Source organism: Cellulomonas sp. P1_C4 (assembly GCF_056406355.1).
On sequence record NZ_JBFUAI010000014.1, the window covers coordinates 1 to 14,728 of the forward strand.

16 protein-coding genes are annotated in these 14,728 nt (G+C 73.0%); 7 read left to right on the top strand and 9 right to left on the bottom strand.

Translation table 11 applies throughout. The features are described 5' to 3' along the window. The 4 genes from AC1DYZ_RS12450 to AC1DYZ_RS12465 all read right to left on the bottom strand — a co-directional run. Positions 1-453, bottom strand: a 453-nt coding sequence (locus tag AC1DYZ_RS12450; RefSeq protein WP_477065506.1) for an alcohol dehydrogenase catalytic domain-containing protein, incomplete at its 3' end; no start/stop codon positions are given. 11 nt (positions 454-464) lie between these two features. Further along, complete coding sequence (locus AC1DYZ_RS12455; protein WP_477065507.1) at positions 465-1,322, bottom strand: fumarylacetoacetate hydrolase family protein; 858 nt, start codon at positions 1,320-1,322, stop codon at positions 465-467. 13 nt (positions 1,323-1,335) lie between these two features. Continuing rightward, positions 1,336-2,190, bottom strand: coding sequence for an SMP-30/gluconolactonase/LRE family protein (locus tag AC1DYZ_RS12460; RefSeq protein WP_477065508.1), 855 nt, complete (start codon positions 2,188-2,190; stop codon positions 1,336-1,338). Then, complete coding sequence (locus AC1DYZ_RS12465; protein WP_477065509.1) at positions 2,187-2,948, bottom strand: IclR family transcriptional regulator; 762 nt, start codon at positions 2,946-2,948, stop codon at positions 2,187-2,189. Before AC1DYZ_RS12465 ends, AC1DYZ_RS12460 begins: the two co-directional genes overlap by 4 nt. 58 nt (positions 2,949-3,006) lie before the next feature. On the opposite strand from AC1DYZ_RS12465, the gene AC1DYZ_RS12470 reads away from it, so the two are divergent. Together AC1DYZ_RS12470 and AC1DYZ_RS12475 are read left to right on the top strand one after the other, a co-directional pair. Further along, complete coding sequence (locus AC1DYZ_RS12470) at positions 3,007-4,713, top strand: IlvD/Edd family dehydratase (protein ID WP_477065510.1); 1,707 nt, start codon at positions 3,007-3,009, stop codon at positions 4,711-4,713. Between the two features lie 66 nt (positions 4,714-4,779). Further along, positions 4,780-5,445, top strand: coding sequence for a hypothetical protein (locus AC1DYZ_RS12475; RefSeq protein ID WP_477065511.1), 666 nt, complete (start codon positions 4,780-4,782; stop codon positions 5,443-5,445). 7 nt (positions 5,446-5,452) lie between these two features. On the opposite strand, the gene AC1DYZ_RS12480 is transcribed toward AC1DYZ_RS12475, so the two are convergent. Then, positions 5,453-6,187: a VOC family protein gene (locus AC1DYZ_RS12480; protein WP_477065512.1), complete on the bottom strand. Its 735-nt coding sequence runs from the start codon at positions 6,185-6,187 to the stop codon at positions 5,453-5,455. A gap of 41 nt (positions 6,188-6,228) precedes the next feature. Next, positions 6,229-6,528 carry a helix-turn-helix domain-containing protein gene (locus AC1DYZ_RS12485; RefSeq protein ID WP_477065513.1) on the bottom strand — a complete coding sequence of 100 codons (300 nt, stop codon included), beginning with the start codon at positions 6,526-6,528 and terminating at the stop codon, positions 6,229-6,231. Positions 6,529-6,591: 63 nt separating this feature from the next. Between AC1DYZ_RS12485 and map the strand changes: the two genes are divergently transcribed. Beyond that, positions 6,592-7,368: a type I methionyl aminopeptidase gene (gene map / locus AC1DYZ_RS12490; protein ID WP_477065514.1), complete on the top strand. Its 777-nt coding sequence runs from the start codon at positions 6,592-6,594 to the stop codon at positions 7,366-7,368. Here the strand turns inward: map and AC1DYZ_RS12495 are convergent. Continuing rightward, positions 7,363-7,929 carry a DinB family protein gene (locus tag AC1DYZ_RS12495; RefSeq protein WP_477065515.1) on the bottom strand — a complete coding sequence of 189 codons (567 nt, stop codon included), beginning with the start codon at positions 7,927-7,929 and terminating at the stop codon, positions 7,363-7,365. The genes map and AC1DYZ_RS12495 overlap by 6 nt on opposite strands. A gap of 58 nt (positions 7,930-7,987) precedes the next feature. Here AC1DYZ_RS12495 and AC1DYZ_RS12500 point away from each other — a divergent pair, with 58 nt between their 5' ends. Together AC1DYZ_RS12500 and AC1DYZ_RS12505 are read left to right on the top strand one after the other, a co-directional pair. Continuing rightward, positions 7,988-8,734, top strand: coding sequence for an alpha/beta hydrolase (locus AC1DYZ_RS12500; RefSeq protein WP_477065516.1), 747 nt, complete (start codon positions 7,988-7,990; stop codon positions 8,732-8,734). Between the two features lie 100 nt (positions 8,735-8,834). Next, positions 8,835-9,956, top strand: coding sequence for a class I SAM-dependent methyltransferase (locus tag AC1DYZ_RS12505; RefSeq protein WP_477065517.1), 1,122 nt, complete (start codon positions 8,835-8,837; stop codon positions 9,954-9,956). On the opposite strand, the gene AC1DYZ_RS12510 is transcribed toward AC1DYZ_RS12505, so the two are convergent. Further along, positions 9,953-11,572 carry an MFS transporter gene (locus AC1DYZ_RS12510; protein ID WP_477065518.1) on the bottom strand — a complete coding sequence of 540 codons (1,620 nt, stop codon included), beginning with the start codon at positions 11,570-11,572 and terminating at the stop codon, positions 9,953-9,955. The two genes, AC1DYZ_RS12505 and AC1DYZ_RS12510, sit on opposite strands and share 4 nt — an antisense overlap. 149 nt (positions 11,573-11,721) lie before the next feature. On the opposite strand from AC1DYZ_RS12510, the gene AC1DYZ_RS12515 reads away from it, so the two are divergent. Beyond that, entirely contained in the window at positions 11,722-12,426 is a 705-nt protein-coding gene (locus AC1DYZ_RS12515; RefSeq protein ID WP_477065519.1) for a hypothetical protein, read from the top strand. 45 nt (positions 12,427-12,471) lie between these two features. Beyond that, entirely contained in the window at positions 12,472-13,143 is a 672-nt protein-coding gene (locus AC1DYZ_RS12520) for an AIM24 family protein (RefSeq protein ID WP_477065520.1), read from the top strand. A gap of 61 nt (positions 13,144-13,204) precedes the next feature. On the opposite strand, the gene pyk is transcribed toward AC1DYZ_RS12520, so the two are convergent. Next, on the bottom strand, positions 13,205-14,641 hold the full coding sequence (gene pyk / locus AC1DYZ_RS12525) for a pyruvate kinase (protein WP_477065521.1): 1,437 nt from the start codon (positions 14,639-14,641) through the stop codon (positions 13,205-13,207). Positions 14,642-14,728: the final 87 nt, after the last annotated feature.

The following is a 14,728-nucleotide window of genomic DNA, read 5'->3' on the forward strand; positions in this document are numbered from 1 at the left end:
GTTCCCGCCCGGCTCGACGAGCGCGCCGAGCGCCGCGTCGACCGCGTCCGGCAGCGGCTGCAGCGCCGTGACCGGCACCGGCAGCTGCTCGGCCAGCGCGCCGGGCCATCCCCCGCTGATCCCGATCTCGAAGCGGTCCGCGCACACGTGCTGGCGCCCGCTGCGGCACCGGGCGCAGTGCCCGCAGCCGAGCATCGTGTCCCCGGTGACCCGACGCCCGAGCCAGGCGGCATCGACGCCGTCACCGACCGCGGACACCGTCCCGCACCACTCGTGCCCGAGCCGCAGGGGGTACTCGGCGAGTCCGCTGCCCAGGTACTGCATCTCGCCGGTGAAGAACTCGACGTCCGTGCCGCAGACGCCCACCCGTTCCACGTCGACCACCACCTGGCCGGCGCGGACGTCCGGCGGGGCGACGTCCTGGACCTCCCCCGCCCGGGGGCCTGTGAGCACGAACGCCCGCATCAGCGCGGCGCCACGACGACCTGGCGCTGGGTGCCCAGGCCGTCGATGCCCAGCTCGACCACGTCGCCGGGCTGCAGGTAGACCGGGGGCCGCAGGCCCATGCCGACGCCCGGCGGGGTCCCCGTGTTGATGAGGTCGCCGGGCTCCAGCACCATGAACTGGCTGAGATACCGGACGATCTCGAACGGGTCGAACACCATCGTCGACGTGCTGCCGTCCTGCCGGCGCACGCCGTTGACGTCGAGCCACATCCGCAGGTCGAGCACGTCGTCGATCTCCTCGGGCGTCGCCAGCCAGGGCCCCGCGGGGTTGAAGGTCTCGGCCGACTTGCCCTTCGACCACTGCCCGCCCCGCTCGATCTGGAACGCCCGCTCGCTCACGTCGTTGCAGACCAGGTACCCGGCGATCGCGTCCCGCGCGGCGTCGTGGTCCTCGAGGTAGCTCGCCCGCCGACCGATCACGACGCCGAGCTCCACCTCCCAGTCCAGCTTGGTCGACCCGCGGGGCTGCCGGACGTCGTCGTKCGGCCCGACCAGGGTGTTCGGCGACTTGGTGAACAGGATCGGCTCGTCCGGGACCGCCTGCCCCGTCTCGGCGGCGTGGTCGCGGTAGTTGAGCCCGATGCACAGGATCTGGTGGGGTCGGGCGATCGGCGCCCCGACCCGCAACCCCTGCAGCGGCTCCACCCGGCCGGCGGCGACCCGCTCGGCGACCACGTCGCGCAGCGCGTCGAGGCCGCCCGCCAGGAGCGTGCCGTCGACGTCGTGCACGACGTCCGACACGTCGACGAAGGTGTCGTCGTCCACGCGGACGGCGGGCTTCTCGGCTCCCGGCGGTCCGAGGCGCATGAGGTGCATGAGGGTCTCCAGGTCAGGGGCCGGACCAGGGCGTGACCGGGTGCCCGGCGACGCCGACGTGGGCGAGGAACAACCGACCGGAGTCGGGGAAGGCGGCGAGGTCGGCCGACGCCAGCTGGGCGGTGGCCGTGGTGACGAGCAGACGCTCGAGGCGTTCGCCCACGAACGCGACGCTCGCGGTGTGCGGAGCGGGCACGTCCAGGATCCCGACGAGCTCGCCGGACGGCGTGTACCGGCGGACCTGACCCGCACCCCACATCGCCACCCAGAGGTGGTCCTCGGCGTCGACGCACAGGCCGTCGGGCCGCTCGTCGTCGAACCGCAGCCAGTCCCGCCGCGGTCCGACGGCACCGGTGGCCGCGTCGTACGTGCGGACGTGGATCACCTGGGCGCTGGTGTCGGCGTTGTAGAACCGGCCGCCGTCGACGCTCCACGCGAGCCCGTTGGACAGGCCGAGGTCGTCGTCCAGCACGGTGGTGGACCCGTCGCGCTCGAGGCGGACCAGGCGCTGGCCGCCGTTCACCCCGTCCAGCGCGAGGGTGCCCACCAGGAACCTGCCCGCGGGGTCGCATGCGCCGTCGTTGAGCCGGCGAGGGCCGTCGGTGACGCGGCCGCCGGGGAAGGTCCGCTGCGCGCCGGCCACCAGCAGCGCGCCGTCGCCGGAGCAGACCACCGCACCCACGGTGCCGTCGACGTGCGTGCTGCGCACGGGGACCACGCGGTCGCCCTCGAGCCGACCCTCGTGCACGGTGCCCCTGTCGACGTCGACCCAGAGCACCCGCTGCCTCGGCGCGTCCCACAGCGGCCCCTCGCCGAGGCCGTAGATCGCGTCCGACGCCACGGCGGCCGTCCACCGGGTCGGGCTCACAGGTCTGCCTCGAGCGTCGCGCGGATGGCCGGCAGCGCCGCGACGAGGTCGGCGAGCGGCGTGCGGTACTGCGGCGCCGAGACGCTGACCGCCCCGCTCGGCCGCGTCGGCGACGTGAGGAACGCCGGCACGGCGACGCACACGATGCCCGGCTCGTTCTCCTGGTTGTCGACGGCGTAGCCCTGCGCCCGGATGGTCCGCAGCTCAGCCGCGAGCGCGTCGGCGGTGGTCAGGGTGTGGGGCGTGCGCCGCTCGAGGGTGCGGTCCCCCACCCACCGAGCGACGGCGTCGTCGTCCGGCAGGGCCCACGAGAGCAGCAGCTTGCCGACGCCCGTGCTGTGCGCGGGGTTGCGCCCGCCGACGGTCGAGGTGAGCCGCAGGGCGCCGGACGGCGGGTCCACCTTGGATCGGTAGACGACGTCGTCGCCGTCCAGGACCGCGTAGTGCGCCGTCTCGCCGTACCGCTCGGCGAGCTCGGTGAGCGCCGGGGTGATGCGCAGGTGGTCGGGCCGGGCCTCGTGGTGCGCGAAGGCGAGCCGCAGGAACTCGTCGCCCAGCACGTACCGGCCGCGGCCGTCCCTCGCCGCGAACCCGAACCGGCACAGGGAGGCCAGCGCGCGGTGAACGGTGGGCTTCGGGCTCGCGGCGGCGCGGGCCATGTCGTCCAGCGCGATGCCGTCGGGGTGGCGGGCCAGCTCGGCGAGGATCCCGAGGACGCGATCCGACCCCACGAGGGTCCGTGCGCCGTCGTCCGCCATGGGGGTACCGTACCCATGTTCCACATAGCCATCCAGCGTTCCGATAGATGGAAGAGCGATGCCGGAGCTTCGCAGCGCACAGTGGTACGAGGGTCAGGACCGCAACGCCTACATCCACCGGGCGTGGATGCGGCGCGGGTTGCCGGACTCGGCGTTCACCGGCCGCCCGCACATCGCGATCGCGAACACGGCGTCCGATCTGACGCCCTGCAACCGGCACCTGTCCGAGGTCTCCGAGCACGTGCAGCGCGGCATCTGGGAGGCCGGCGGCGTGCCGCTGGACCTGCCCGTGGTGTCGCTGGGCGAGACGCAGGTGCGGCCGACGGCCATGCTCTGGCGGAACATGGCCGCGATGGCCACCGAGGAGATGCTGCGGGCCAACCCGATCGACGGCGTCGTCCTGCTGGGCGGCTGCGACAAGACCATCCCGTCCCTGCTCATGGCGGCCGCGTCGGTCGACCTGCCCGCGGTCGTGGTCCCCGGCGGTCCGATGCTCACCGGGACGTTCCGCGGCACCCCGCTGGGGTGCGGCACGGACGTCTGGCGGCTCAGCGAGGAGGTGCGCGCCGGCACGCTGAGCGAGGCCGCGTTCCTCGCCTCGGAGTCGTCGATGATCCGCAGCCGGGGGCACTGCAACACCATGGGGACGGCGTCGACGATGGGACTGCTCGCGGAGGCGCTCGGCACCGTGCTGCCCGGCACCGCGGGCATCCCGGCGCCCGACAGCCGGCTGCTCGCCCGTGCGCACGAGACCGGGCGGCTGGTCGTCGAGATGGTCGCCGCCGACCGCCGCCCGAGCCGGGTCCTGACGGCCGGCTCGTTCCGCAACGCGATCGTCGCGCTGGCCGCGCTCGGCGGGTCCACCAACGCCGTCGTGCACCTGCTCGCGATCGCCGGTCGGCTCGGCGTGCCCCTGACCCTGCAGGACTTCGACCGGATCGGCTCCGACGTGCCGCTGCTGGTGAACCTGCAGCCGTCGGGGACGTACCTGATGGAGGACCTCTACCGCGCCGGCGGCCTGGCGGCCGTGCTGCGCGAGGTGGTCGACCTGCTCGACGCCTCGGCGGTCGACGTGACGGGCAAGCCGTTCGTCGAGTCGCTGGAGGGCGCACAGATCTGGGATCCCGACGTCATCCGCGTGCGCGCCGAACCGCTCCAGCCGCACGCCGGGATCGCGGTGCTGCACGGCAACCTCGCGCCCGCCGGCGCGATCATCAAGCCCTCCGCCGCCTCGCCGCACCTGCTCCAGCACAGCGGCCGGGCGGTCGTGTTCGACTCGGTGGAGGACCTGCACGCCCGCATCGACGACCCGGGGCTCGACGTCGACGCCGACAGCGTGCTGGTGCTGCGGGGCTGCGGCCCGCGCGGCTACCCCGGCATGCCGGAGGTGGCGAACCTGCCGTTGCCGACGAAGCTCCTCCGGCAGGGCGTGCGCGACATGGTCCGGGTGTGCGACGGGCGGATGAGCGGGACGGCCTACGGCACGGTGGTGCTCCACGTGGCACCGGAGGCCGCGGTGGGCGGACCGCTCGCCCGCGTGCGCACGGGCGACCTCATCACGCTCGACGTCGCCGGCCGCAGCCTCTCGGTCGACGCCGACCTCGACTCCCGCGAGCCCGCCGCCGCCCTGGTCGAGGCGCTCGCCCGGCCGACCCGCGGCTGGGAGAAGCTCTACGTCGAGACGGTGCAGGGTGCCGAGACGGGCGCGGACCTCGACTTCCTCGTCGGCGGCAGCGGCGACCGGGTCTCGCGCGACTCCCACTGACCACGCGTTGCTCGGCGCGCCGCGGGCCGCGCCGGTTCCGCCCGCGCGCGCTGCCAGGATGTGCCCGTGACCACACCTGCACCCGCCATCACCGCGCGCCGCTGGCGCAGCCGACGCTCCGCCGCGGTCGCGGGGATCGTGTTCGGCGTCCTGCTCGTCTCGGCGTTGGTGATGCTCCGGCTCGCCGTGGCGGGGGGCGACCTCGAGGACGTGGACATCAACCACACCCGGCGGGCGCTCGTCCGCCTCGCGCTCAACCTCGTGCCGTTCGCGGGTATCGCGTTCCTCTGGTTCATCGGCGTCGTGCGCGACCAGCTGGGTGACGTGGAGGACCGGCTGTTCTCCACGGTCTTCCTCGGCAGCGGGCTGCTCTTCCTCGCCATGCTCTTCGAGGGCGCGGTGACCGCCAGCACCCTGATCCGGATGGTCCCGGGAGACGACCTCGACGCCGGGATCTGGGCGTTCGGCCAAGGGAACACCGAGACGCTCGTGTCGGTCTACGCGATGCGGATGGCGGCCGTGTTTACGCTCTCGGTGAGCACCGTCGCGCTGCGCACGGCCACGGTCCACCGCGTCGTCGCGTTCTCGGGCTACGCGGTCGCGCTCGTGCTGCTGCTCGCCGCCGGCACGTACAAGTGGGCGCAGCTCGTCTTCCCGCTCTGGGTGCTCGTGATCAGCATCGCCATCCTCGTGACGCCGGAGCGCAGCCGCGTCGAACCCGCAGCCGCGTAGAGCGGCGTCAGCCGGGGGTCAGGACGCAGAACTCGTTGCCCTCGGTGTCCGCGAGGCACACCCACGGCACGTCGCCCTGGCCGACGTCGACGTCGGTGGCCCCCAGTGCCCGCAGCCGGGCCACCTCGGCCGCCTGGTCGTCGCCGACGTATGGCCTCAGGTCGAGGTGGATCCGGGTCCGCACCGTCTTCTCGACGGGTGTGCGGACGAGCTCCAGGTACGGCCCGACACCCTGGGACGAGCGCAGCCTCGCGCGGTCGTCGGTCAGCTCGTGCACCGTCCAGTCGGTCGCCCCACCCCAGAACCGGGCCATGGCCCGCGGGTCCGCGCAGTCGACCACCACCGCGGCGATGGGACCGGTGTCCCGGTAGATCGGTCGAGGATCGAGCACGCGGAAGACGTTGCCCTCGGGGTCGGCCAGGACCGTCCACGGCACGTCCCCCTCGGCGCCGACGCGCGTCGCGCCGAGGTCGAGCAGGCGCGCGACCCACTCCGCCTGGTGCTCCGCGGACGTCGTCGCGAGATCAAGGTGGGCGCGGTAGTCCACGGTCTCGGGGTCCGGGACGATGACGACGTCGACGCAGACGGCGGCCGGATCCGGCCAGGCGAACCCGACGGGTTCGACGTTGGTCACGCCGGGTCCCTCGCTGGACACGCCCCAGCCGAGCGCGTCCGCCCAGAACCGGCCGAGCGCCGCGTCGTCCCGAGCCTTGATGTTGACCTGAACGAGTCGCAGTGCCATGGCGCCCGACCCTAGGGCCCGACCGCAACCGCAATTCGTCGCTAGGACGCTACGACCTCGCGCGCGTCGAGATCGCCGGCCGCGCGACCCGCCGGCTCGGGCCCGGTGATCTCGGCCCACACCGCGTCGAGGGACAGGCCGAGCACGTCGGCGATCGCCGCGACGGTCGGGAAGGCCGGCGTCGCGACCCGACCCGACTCGATCTTGCGGAGCGTCTCCGGCGAGACGCGCGCCTCGAGCGCCGTCATCAGCATCGAGCGGTCCCCCCGGGCTCGGCGGAGCAGCGCGCCGAGGCGCTGTCCGCGCTCGACCTCGGCGGGGGTGAGCGGCAACCTGACCATGCCGCCGATTCTAATCCCGGGATACTATGGCCGGGATAGTTATTGGCTCGAGAGAGGCGTCACATGATCGAGATCCTGAGCCCGTCGGAGCTCGACCGAGCACGGGTCACGGGCGCCCTGGTGGCCGACATCCTGCAGGCACTGAAGCGCCGCAGCGCCGTCGGCACGAACCTCCTCGACGTCGACCGGTGGGCCCGTGACCTGATCGTCCAGGCCGGCGCGCAGTCCTGCTACGTCGACTACGCGCCGTCCTTCGGCCGCGGACCGTTCGGCCACTACATCTGCACCGCCGTCAACGACGCCGTGCTCCACGGGCTGCCCCACGACTACGCCCTGGCCGACGGAGACCTGCTGACGCTCGACCTCGCCGTCTCGCTGGACGGGGTCGCCGCCGACTCCGCGATCAGCTTCGTCGTCGGCCGAACGACCTCCCCGGAGAGCGTCGCGATGATCAGCGCCACGGAACGCGCGCTGCGCGCGGGGATCGCCGTCGCACGACCCGGCGCCCGCATCGGCGAYATCTCGCACGCCATCGGCTCGGTGCTCGGCGCGGCGGGGTATCCCGTCAACACCGAGTTCGGGGGGCACGGCATCGGGTCGACGATGCACCAGGACCCGCACGTGCCGAACACCGGGCGCCCCGGCCGCGGCTACACGCTGCGCCCCGGGTTGCTGCTCGCCCTCGAGCCGTGGGTGATGGCGGACACCGACGAGCTGGTCACCGACGCGGACGGGTGGACGCTGCGCAGCGCGACGGGCTGCCGGACCGCGCACAGCGAGCACACGATCGCCATCACCGACGACGGGGCCGAGATCCTGACCCTGCCGTCGTCCTCATGAACCCGCGGCCCGGGCGGCGGCCTCCAGCCGCTCGCGGTAGGCCGGCCAGTCGATGGTCGGGATGTTCGGGTCGTCGCGGCGACTGCCGACCGCGCCGTCGATGAGCTCGCGCACGATGTCGGCGTGCCCCGCGTGCCGGGCCGTCTCGGCGCACATGTGCACGAGGATCTGGTGCAGCGTCACGTGCCGCTTCTCCCCCCACCACGGCACGTCCCCCGGCGCGTCGAGCGGCAGCGCCTCGATCGTCGCGTCGCTGTGCGCGGCCGAGTACCCGTGCAGCTCGACGATCTCCTCGCGGGTCTGGTCGGCCGGTACCCACATGTCCGCATTGGCCTCGGCGTCGTCGGCGAACCACGGCAGGTCGCGCTCGGCGGGACGGCCGAACACCTCGCCGAGGTAGCCGAGCTCGACGCTGGCGACGTGCTTGACCAGGCCGAGCAGGTTGGTGCCGGTGGGAGTCATCGGCCGACGGACCTCGTACTCCCCCAGCCCGTCGAGCTTGCTGAGCAGGCTGTCGCGCTGGGCGCGCAGGTAGCGGTGCAGGGTCTCCTTCTCGTCCATCCGGCCACTATGCCGCGGCCGGGCGTCCACACGGGCGTGCCTCGGTACTCTCCCTGCGATGGAGAGCCTCCGGTACGGCCCGCACCCCGACCAGGTCGTCGACCTGACGTTCCCGGCGACGCCCGCGGCACCGCCCTTGGTGGTCCTCCTGCACGGCGGCTTCTGGCGAGTCGCCTACGACCGGCTGCACGTCCGTGTGGTGGCGGACGCGCTGACCGCCGAGGGCTACGCCGTGGCCAACGTCGAGTACCGCCGCGTCGGGGGCGGTGGGGGCTGGCCGACCACCTTCGCCGACGTCGCCCGGGCCATCGACGCGGTCGGGGACGCGGTCGCCGACCGGGTCGACCTGGACGCCGTCGCCTACGTGGGGCACTCGGCCGGCGGGCACCTCGCCCTCTGGGCCGCGCTGCGCGACCGGCTCCCGCCCGGGACCCCCGGACGCACCGAGGTCCCGGCCCGCGTGCGTGGCGTCGTCGCCCTCGCGCCCGCCGCGGACCTGGCGGCCGTGGACCGGCTCGGCCTCAGCCGGGGTGCCGTCGCCGAGCTCCTGGGTGGGGGCGCGGCGGACGTCCCGGACCGGTTCGCGGCGACCGACCCGGCGGGGCTGGGCGCCCCCGCGGCGGCGACGGTCGTCGTGCACGGCGAGCTCGACGACACCGTGCCGGTCAGCGTGTCCCGCGGCTACTGCGCGCGCACCGGCGTCCGGCTCGTCGAGATCCCCGCCACGGGGCACTTCGAGCTCATCGACCCCTCGTCGGCGGGGTGGCCGGTGGTCGACCGCGCGCTGCGGGACGTCCTGCGCTGAACAGGCCGGCACGGGCCTGTCTTGAAGTACCCGCTGTGACCGACGACCATGGACGCCGGCCGGGTCGACGACGACTCGTGCGCCTCTCCGGGAGCAGACCATGAGCACAGAGGGTGCGAGCGACCTGTTCGAGACCCCCGCCCACGACGCCGACGCCGACGTCTTCTCCCAGCGGGTGGTGGCGGCGACGCTCGGCGCGCTGGACGCGTTCGCGATCCACCTCGGCCGCACGCTCGGCTGGTACCGCGCGCTCGCCGACCACGGCCCCCTGACCTCCGTCGAGCTGGCCCGCCGCACCGGCACCCAGGAGCGGTACGCGCGCGAGTGGCTGGAGCAGCAGGCTGTCGGCGGCTGGCTGCTCGTCGACGACCCCAGCCCGATCGCGACCGAGCGCCTGTTCCGCCTCGCTCCCGGGGCCGTCGACGCCCTCACCGACCCCGACAGCCTCGCCTTCTCGGCGCCGCTTGCCGGGTTCGCCGTCGCGATCGGTCGCCGGTTCGACGACTACGTCGAGGCCTATCGCACGGGCGGCGGGGTGAGCTGGGCCCAGCTCGGCCCCGATGCCCGGGCCGCCCAGTCCGCCGTCAACCGGCCGCTGTTCCTGCGCCTGCTCGCCCAAGAGATCGTCCCGACGCTGCCCGAGCTCCAGGCGATCCTGGCGGGCGGGGCGGCCCGGGTGGCGGACATCGGCAGCGGCGAGGGGTGGTCGTCCATCGGGCTCGCGACCGCGTTCCCGGCGGCGACGTTCGAGGGGTTCGACGTCGACGAGCCGTCGGTGGACGCCGCCCGACGGCACGCGGCGGAGCACGACGTGCAGGACCGCGTGACGTTCACGTGCGCCGACGCCGCCCGGCTGCGCGGGTCCCGGGCGGGTTCGTTCGACGTGGTGATGGCCTACGAGTGCGTGCACGACCTACCGGACCCGGTCGGCGTCCTGGCCGCGATGCGCGCGATCGCCCGGGACGACGCCTACGTGCTGGTCATGGACGAGCGGACGGCCGAGTCGTTCGCCGCACCCGCGGACCCGACCGAGCGCCTGCTCTACGGGTACTCGATCCTGTGCTGCCTGCCGGACGCGCTCAGCACGCCGGGCGCAGTGGGCACCGGGACGGTCATGCGGCCCAGCGTCCTCGCGGGGTACGCCGAGGCGGCCGGGTTCTCGCGCCTCGAGGTGCTGCCGGTGGAGAACCCCGACTTCCGGTTCTACCGCCTGCACCTCTAGGCGGAGCGAGCGGGCGCCGGCTCGGCGGCGCCCACAGGCCGCGTGGGCAGCAGCCGCGAGAAGAAGAGCGCCAGCGCCGCGACCAGGGCGAGCACCATGAGGCTCGCGCGCAGGGCGTCGATCCGGGCCGACTCGTTCTCGTCGACGATCGCCTGGGCCTCGTCCGGGGGCAGCCCGGCATCGTCGAGCGCCGTCTCCAGCTGGGCGTCGGAGACGAACGGGACCCCGCTCGCCAGCTCGACCTGCGCGTTCGCGGTGACCTCGGCACTGATCGCCGGGTTGTCGCCGAGGCCGGCCAGCAGGGTCGAGGTCAGGGTCGCGATGAGGATCGACCCGGCCACGGCCGTGCCCAGGGACGCGCCGAGGTTCGTCATCGTGTTCTGCACCCCGCCCACGTCGCCGGACTGCTCGTCGGGCACGGCCGAGACCGTGACAGCCCCCAGCTGGGAGGCCAGCGCGCCCACCCCGAAGCCGGCGAGCAGCAGCGGGACGGCCACGATCTCGGCGCCCGCCCCGACCTCGAGCGCGCCGACGAGGACGACGATGCCGAGCAGCATCGCGAGCACCCCCCAGCGCACGACCTCGCGCGGGGAGGCGCCGGGGAAGAACCGCGGGATCCCGACGGCGGCGATCAGCAGCGACACCGAGAGCGGCAGGAGCCGGACGCCCGTCTGCAACGCCGTCAGCCCGAGTGCGACGGACAGGAACAGCGGGATCACGAAGAAGAGTCCCGCCTGGATCATGAACTGGAAGAAGAACATCGTCAGGCCGCCGGCGAGCCGGGAGTTGCGCAGCATGTCGAGCCGCAGGAGCGGCTCGCGGCCGGCCGCGGTCACCCGCTGCTCCCACGCGACGAACAGCCGCAGGACGATCACGCCGGCCAGGACGAACCAGACGGTCGGCGACAGGCCGAACCACGACGACCCGCCCGGTCGAGCCCGCACCCAGCCCCACTCGCCGGCCCGCAGCACGCCGTAGACCGCCAGCCCCAGCCCGAGCGCGGACAGCACGGAGCCGACCACGTCGAGGCGGAACCGCTCCTCGGGCTCGGCGTCGGCGATCTTGCGGGTGAGCGCGAGGATCCCGATGACGAGGACGACCTCGCCGGCGAAGACGTAGCGCCAGGTCCAGTTCGTGGTGACGAACCCGCCGATCAGCGGTCCCGCGGCCACCGCGATGGCGCCGGCCGAGGCGACCAAGCCGTACGCCCTCGGTCGCTCCGGGGTCGCGAAGTTCGAGGCCACCAGGGCCACGATCGCGGGCATGATCAGCGCCGCACCGAGGCCCTCCAGCACGGACCAGCCRACGATCAGGACGGTCAGGCTCTGCGCGATCGACGTGACGAACGAGCCGCACGCATAGATCACGCAGCCGATCGCGAACGCCCGCCGCCGCCCGATCAGGCTCCCGACCTTGCCGCCGGTGATCATCATCGTGGCCATCACCAGGGTGTACAGCGTGATCGCCGTCTGGATGCCCGTGACGGTCGTCCCGACATCCTCGGCCACCTGGGCGATGGACACGTTCATCACCGAGCTGTCGAGCGTCATGAGGAACTGGGCCGTCGCGAGAGTGAAAAGGACCAGCCCCGCCGCTCCGCCGGTCCTGCGCGCCATGATGCTCCCCGTCCGCCCGGCAGGGTGCCGGAGGTTCATGGGTACCACCCCCGGCGACCCGGGCGCTACGTCGTCGCAGGTCGTGGCGCCGCGGGGTGAGTCGTGAGACGGTGTCGAAGGATCGCCGGCAGCAGCTCGGGGGGTGCCCGATGGACGAGGTGGTGGACGAGCTCGACGATTCCCCGGCGCGCCGCGAACCCGGGTGGTACCGCCACCTCGACCTCATGGCGACCGTGCTCCTCGCGCTCGCGACCGTGCTCACCGCGTGGTCGGCGTTCCAGAGCAGCCAGTGGAGCGGCGTCCAGGCGGCCGCGTACAGCGCAGCCTCGCGCGAGCGCGCCGAGTCCAACCGCGCGCAGACGCTCGCCGGGCAGCAGACGATCATCGACGTGATGCTCTTCACCGACTGGCTCGCCGCGCTGCACGAGGAGGGCGACGCCTCCGTCGTCCCCGACCCGTACGTGCCCGACCCTGCGCTCTACTCGGGATTCCTGTTCGAGCGGTTCCGCCCCGAGTTCCAGCCCGCGGTGACCGCCTGGCTGGCGACGGACCCGTTGGTGGATCCCGGTGCGCCGCCCACGCCGTTCGCCATGGACGAGTACGTCCTGGCGTCCGGGACGGAGGCGGCCAAGCTCGCGAAGGCGTCGGAGCGCTCCGCCGCGGTCGCCCGCGTGGCTATCGAGCGCAAGGACAACTACGTGCTGGCCACCGTGCTGTGCGCGTCCGTGCTGTTCTTCAGCGGCATCGGCTCCAAGCTGGGCTCACCCCGCCGGCGGACCACCATGATCGCGATCGGTGCCGTGGTGCTGCTGGCCACGATCGGGGTGGTCCTCACCTTCCCGACGCAGTTCTGACGAGGGTCCCGCTCCGAGCAGGAGCGCGGTCGCTAGCATCGAACGATGCGAAGCTCCCTGATGCAGAACGCGGAACGCTCCACCGAACCCGGCAGCTTCGTGCTGCAGAACTCCCGGATGCTCAAGGTCGACCTCGCCGGCACCGGCGGGTTCTTCTACGCCAAGCAGGGCTCGATGGTCGCCTACCAGGGCGACGTCGACTTCGCCTACCAGGGCAGCGGTGGCGTCTCGAAGATGTTCAAGAAGGCGTTCACGGGCGAGGGGATGTCGCTCATGAAGGTGTCCGGCAGCGGGGATGTGTTCCTCGCGCAGGATGCCGACGAGCTCTTCGTCCTCGAGCTCGAGAACGAGAGCGTCACGGTCAACGGGGCGAACATCCTGGCGTTCGAGAGCGCGCTGACGTGGGACATCCAGCGCGTCGAGGGGGCCTCGATGATGAGCGGCGGCCTGTTCAACACCACGTTCACCGGGACCGGCGCGATCGCGGTGACCGCGTACGGCACGCCCGTCGTGCTCCAGGTGGACGTGCCGACCTTCGTCGACGTGCAGGCCGCGGTGCTGTGGTCCACGTCGCTGAAGTCCACCGTGCGCAAGACGGCCAAGCTCTCGGCGGCCATCGGTCGCGGTTCCGGCGAGGCGTACCAGCTCGGCCTGTCCGGCCAGGGGTTCGTCGTCGTCCAGGCGTCCGAGGGGCACCCGCCGATCCGCCAGTCCTGACCGCAGAACGCCGATCGGCCCCGGCGCGAGTGCACCGGGGCCGATCGGGACGTGCGGGGTGTCAGGCCACCCGGCCGCTCGAGTTCTCCTCGTCGCCGATCTTGTGCACGACGATCGAGTTGGTGGAGCCCACCACGCCGACCGGCGCACCCGCGACGACGACGACGTAGTCGCCGATCTCCGCGAGGCCCTGCGCGCGCAGGGTCGAGTCCACCTGGTTGACCATGGCGTCGGTGCTCGCGACCGACGGCACGCGGTACGTCTGCACGCCCCAGCTGAGCGAGAGCACGTTGCGCACGTCGTCGACCGGCGTGAACGCCACCAGCGGGATCGCCGAGCGCAGGCGCGACATGCGGCGGGCGGAGTCGCCCGACTGCGTGAAGGTCACGAGGTACTTGACGTCGAGCGTCTCGCCGATCTCGGCGGCGGCGCGCGTGATGGCACCACCGCGGGTGTGCGGCGTGGAGCCCAGGGGCGCGATGCGCTCGCGGCCCAGCTCCTCGGTCGCCTCGATGATCCGGGCCATCGTGCGCACGGTCTCGATCGGGTAGTCGCCCACGCTCGTCTCGCCCGAGAGCATGACCGCGTCGGCACCGTCGAGCACCGCGTTGGCGCAGTCCGAGGTCTCGGCGCGCGTCGGGCGCGGGTTCGTCGTCATCGACTCGAGCACCTGCGTCGCGACGATGACCGGCTTGGCGCTGCGGCGGGCCAGCTCGACCGCGCGCTTCTGCACGAGCGGGACCTGCTCGAGGGGCAGCTCGACGCCCAGGTCGCCGCGGGCGACCATGATGCCGTCGAACGCCGCGATGATCTCGGCCAGGTTCTCGACGGCCTGCGGCTTCTCGATCTTGGCGATGACCGGGACGACCCGGTTCTCCTCCTCCATGATCCGGCGCACGTCGGCGTAGTCGTCGGCCGAGCGCACGAACGACAGCGCGATGATGTCGGCGCCGACGTTGAGGGCCCAGCGCAGGTCCTCCTCGTCCTTGTCGCTCATCGCGGGCACCGACACGGCGACGCCGGGCAGGTTGAGGCCCTTGTTGTTCGAGACGGGGCCGGGCACCTCGACGCGGGTGACCACGCGGGGGCCCTCGACGGCGGTCACGCGGACCAGGACCTTGCCGTCGTCGATGAGGATCGGGTCGCCCACGCGCGCGTCGTTCGGCAGGCCCTTGTGGGTCGTGGAGACGAGCTCCTTGGTGCCCTCGACGTCCTCCGTCGTGATGGTGAACGTGTCACCGACGGCGAGGTCGTGCTTACCGTCCTTGAACCGGCCGAGCCGGATCTTCGGGCCCTGCAGGTCCACCAGGACGGCGACCGAGCGACCGGACGCCTGCGCGGCGGCGCGGACGTTGTCGTACACCTTCTTGTGGACCTCGGTGTCGCCGTGGCTGCGGTTCAGCCGCGCCACGTCCATCCCGGCATCGACGAGGGCCTGGATCTGCTCCGCCGACTCCGTCGCGGGGCCGATGGTGCAGACGATCTTTGCTCTACGCATGAAAAGAGCCTATGCCTTTCGTGTCTTCACAGTCGGACCGAAGGTCCCGGCCGGCCACGGTGGCCAGCGGGGTAGAGGACCGCGGTC

Bases quoted from the DNA above. Each gene is read 5' to 3' on its own strand.
- AC1DYZ_RS12465 (WP_477065509.1), bottom strand. From the start codon at position 2,948: ATGGCGGACGACGGCGCACGGACCCTCGTGGGGTCGGATCGCGTCCTC.
- AC1DYZ_RS12470 (WP_477065510.1), top strand. From the start codon at position 3,007: ATGCCGGAGCTTCGCAGCGCACAGTGGTACGAGGGTCAGGACCGCAAC.
- AC1DYZ_RS12480 (WP_477065512.1), bottom strand. From the start codon at position 6,187: ATGGCACTGCGACTCGTTCAGGTCAACATCAAGGCTCGGGACGACGCG.
- AC1DYZ_RS12485 (WP_477065513.1), bottom strand. From the start codon at position 6,528: ATGGTCAGGTTGCCGCTCACCCCCGCCGAGGTCGAGCGCGGACAGCGC.
- AC1DYZ_RS12495 (WP_477065515.1), bottom strand. From the start codon at position 7,929: ATGGACGAGAAGGAGACCCTGCACCGCTACCTGCGCGCCCAGCGCGAC.
- AC1DYZ_RS12500 (WP_477065516.1), top strand. From the start codon at position 7,988: ATGGAGAGCCTCCGGTACGGCCCGCACCCCGACCAGGTCGTCGACCTG.
- AC1DYZ_RS12505 (WP_477065517.1), top strand. From the start codon at position 8,835: ATGAGCACAGAGGGTGCGAGCGACCTGTTCGAGACCCCCGCCCACGAC.
- AC1DYZ_RS12515 (WP_477065519.1), top strand. From the start codon at position 11,722: ATGGACGAGGTGGTGGACGAGCTCGACGATTCCCCGGCGCGCCGCGAA.
- AC1DYZ_RS12520 (WP_477065520.1), top strand. From the start codon at position 12,472: ATGCGAAGCTCCCTGATGCAGAACGCGGAACGCTCCACCGAACCCGGC.
- pyk (WP_477065521.1), bottom strand. From the start codon at position 14,641: ATGCGTAGAGCAAAGATCGTCTGCACCATCGGCCCCGCGACGGAGTCG.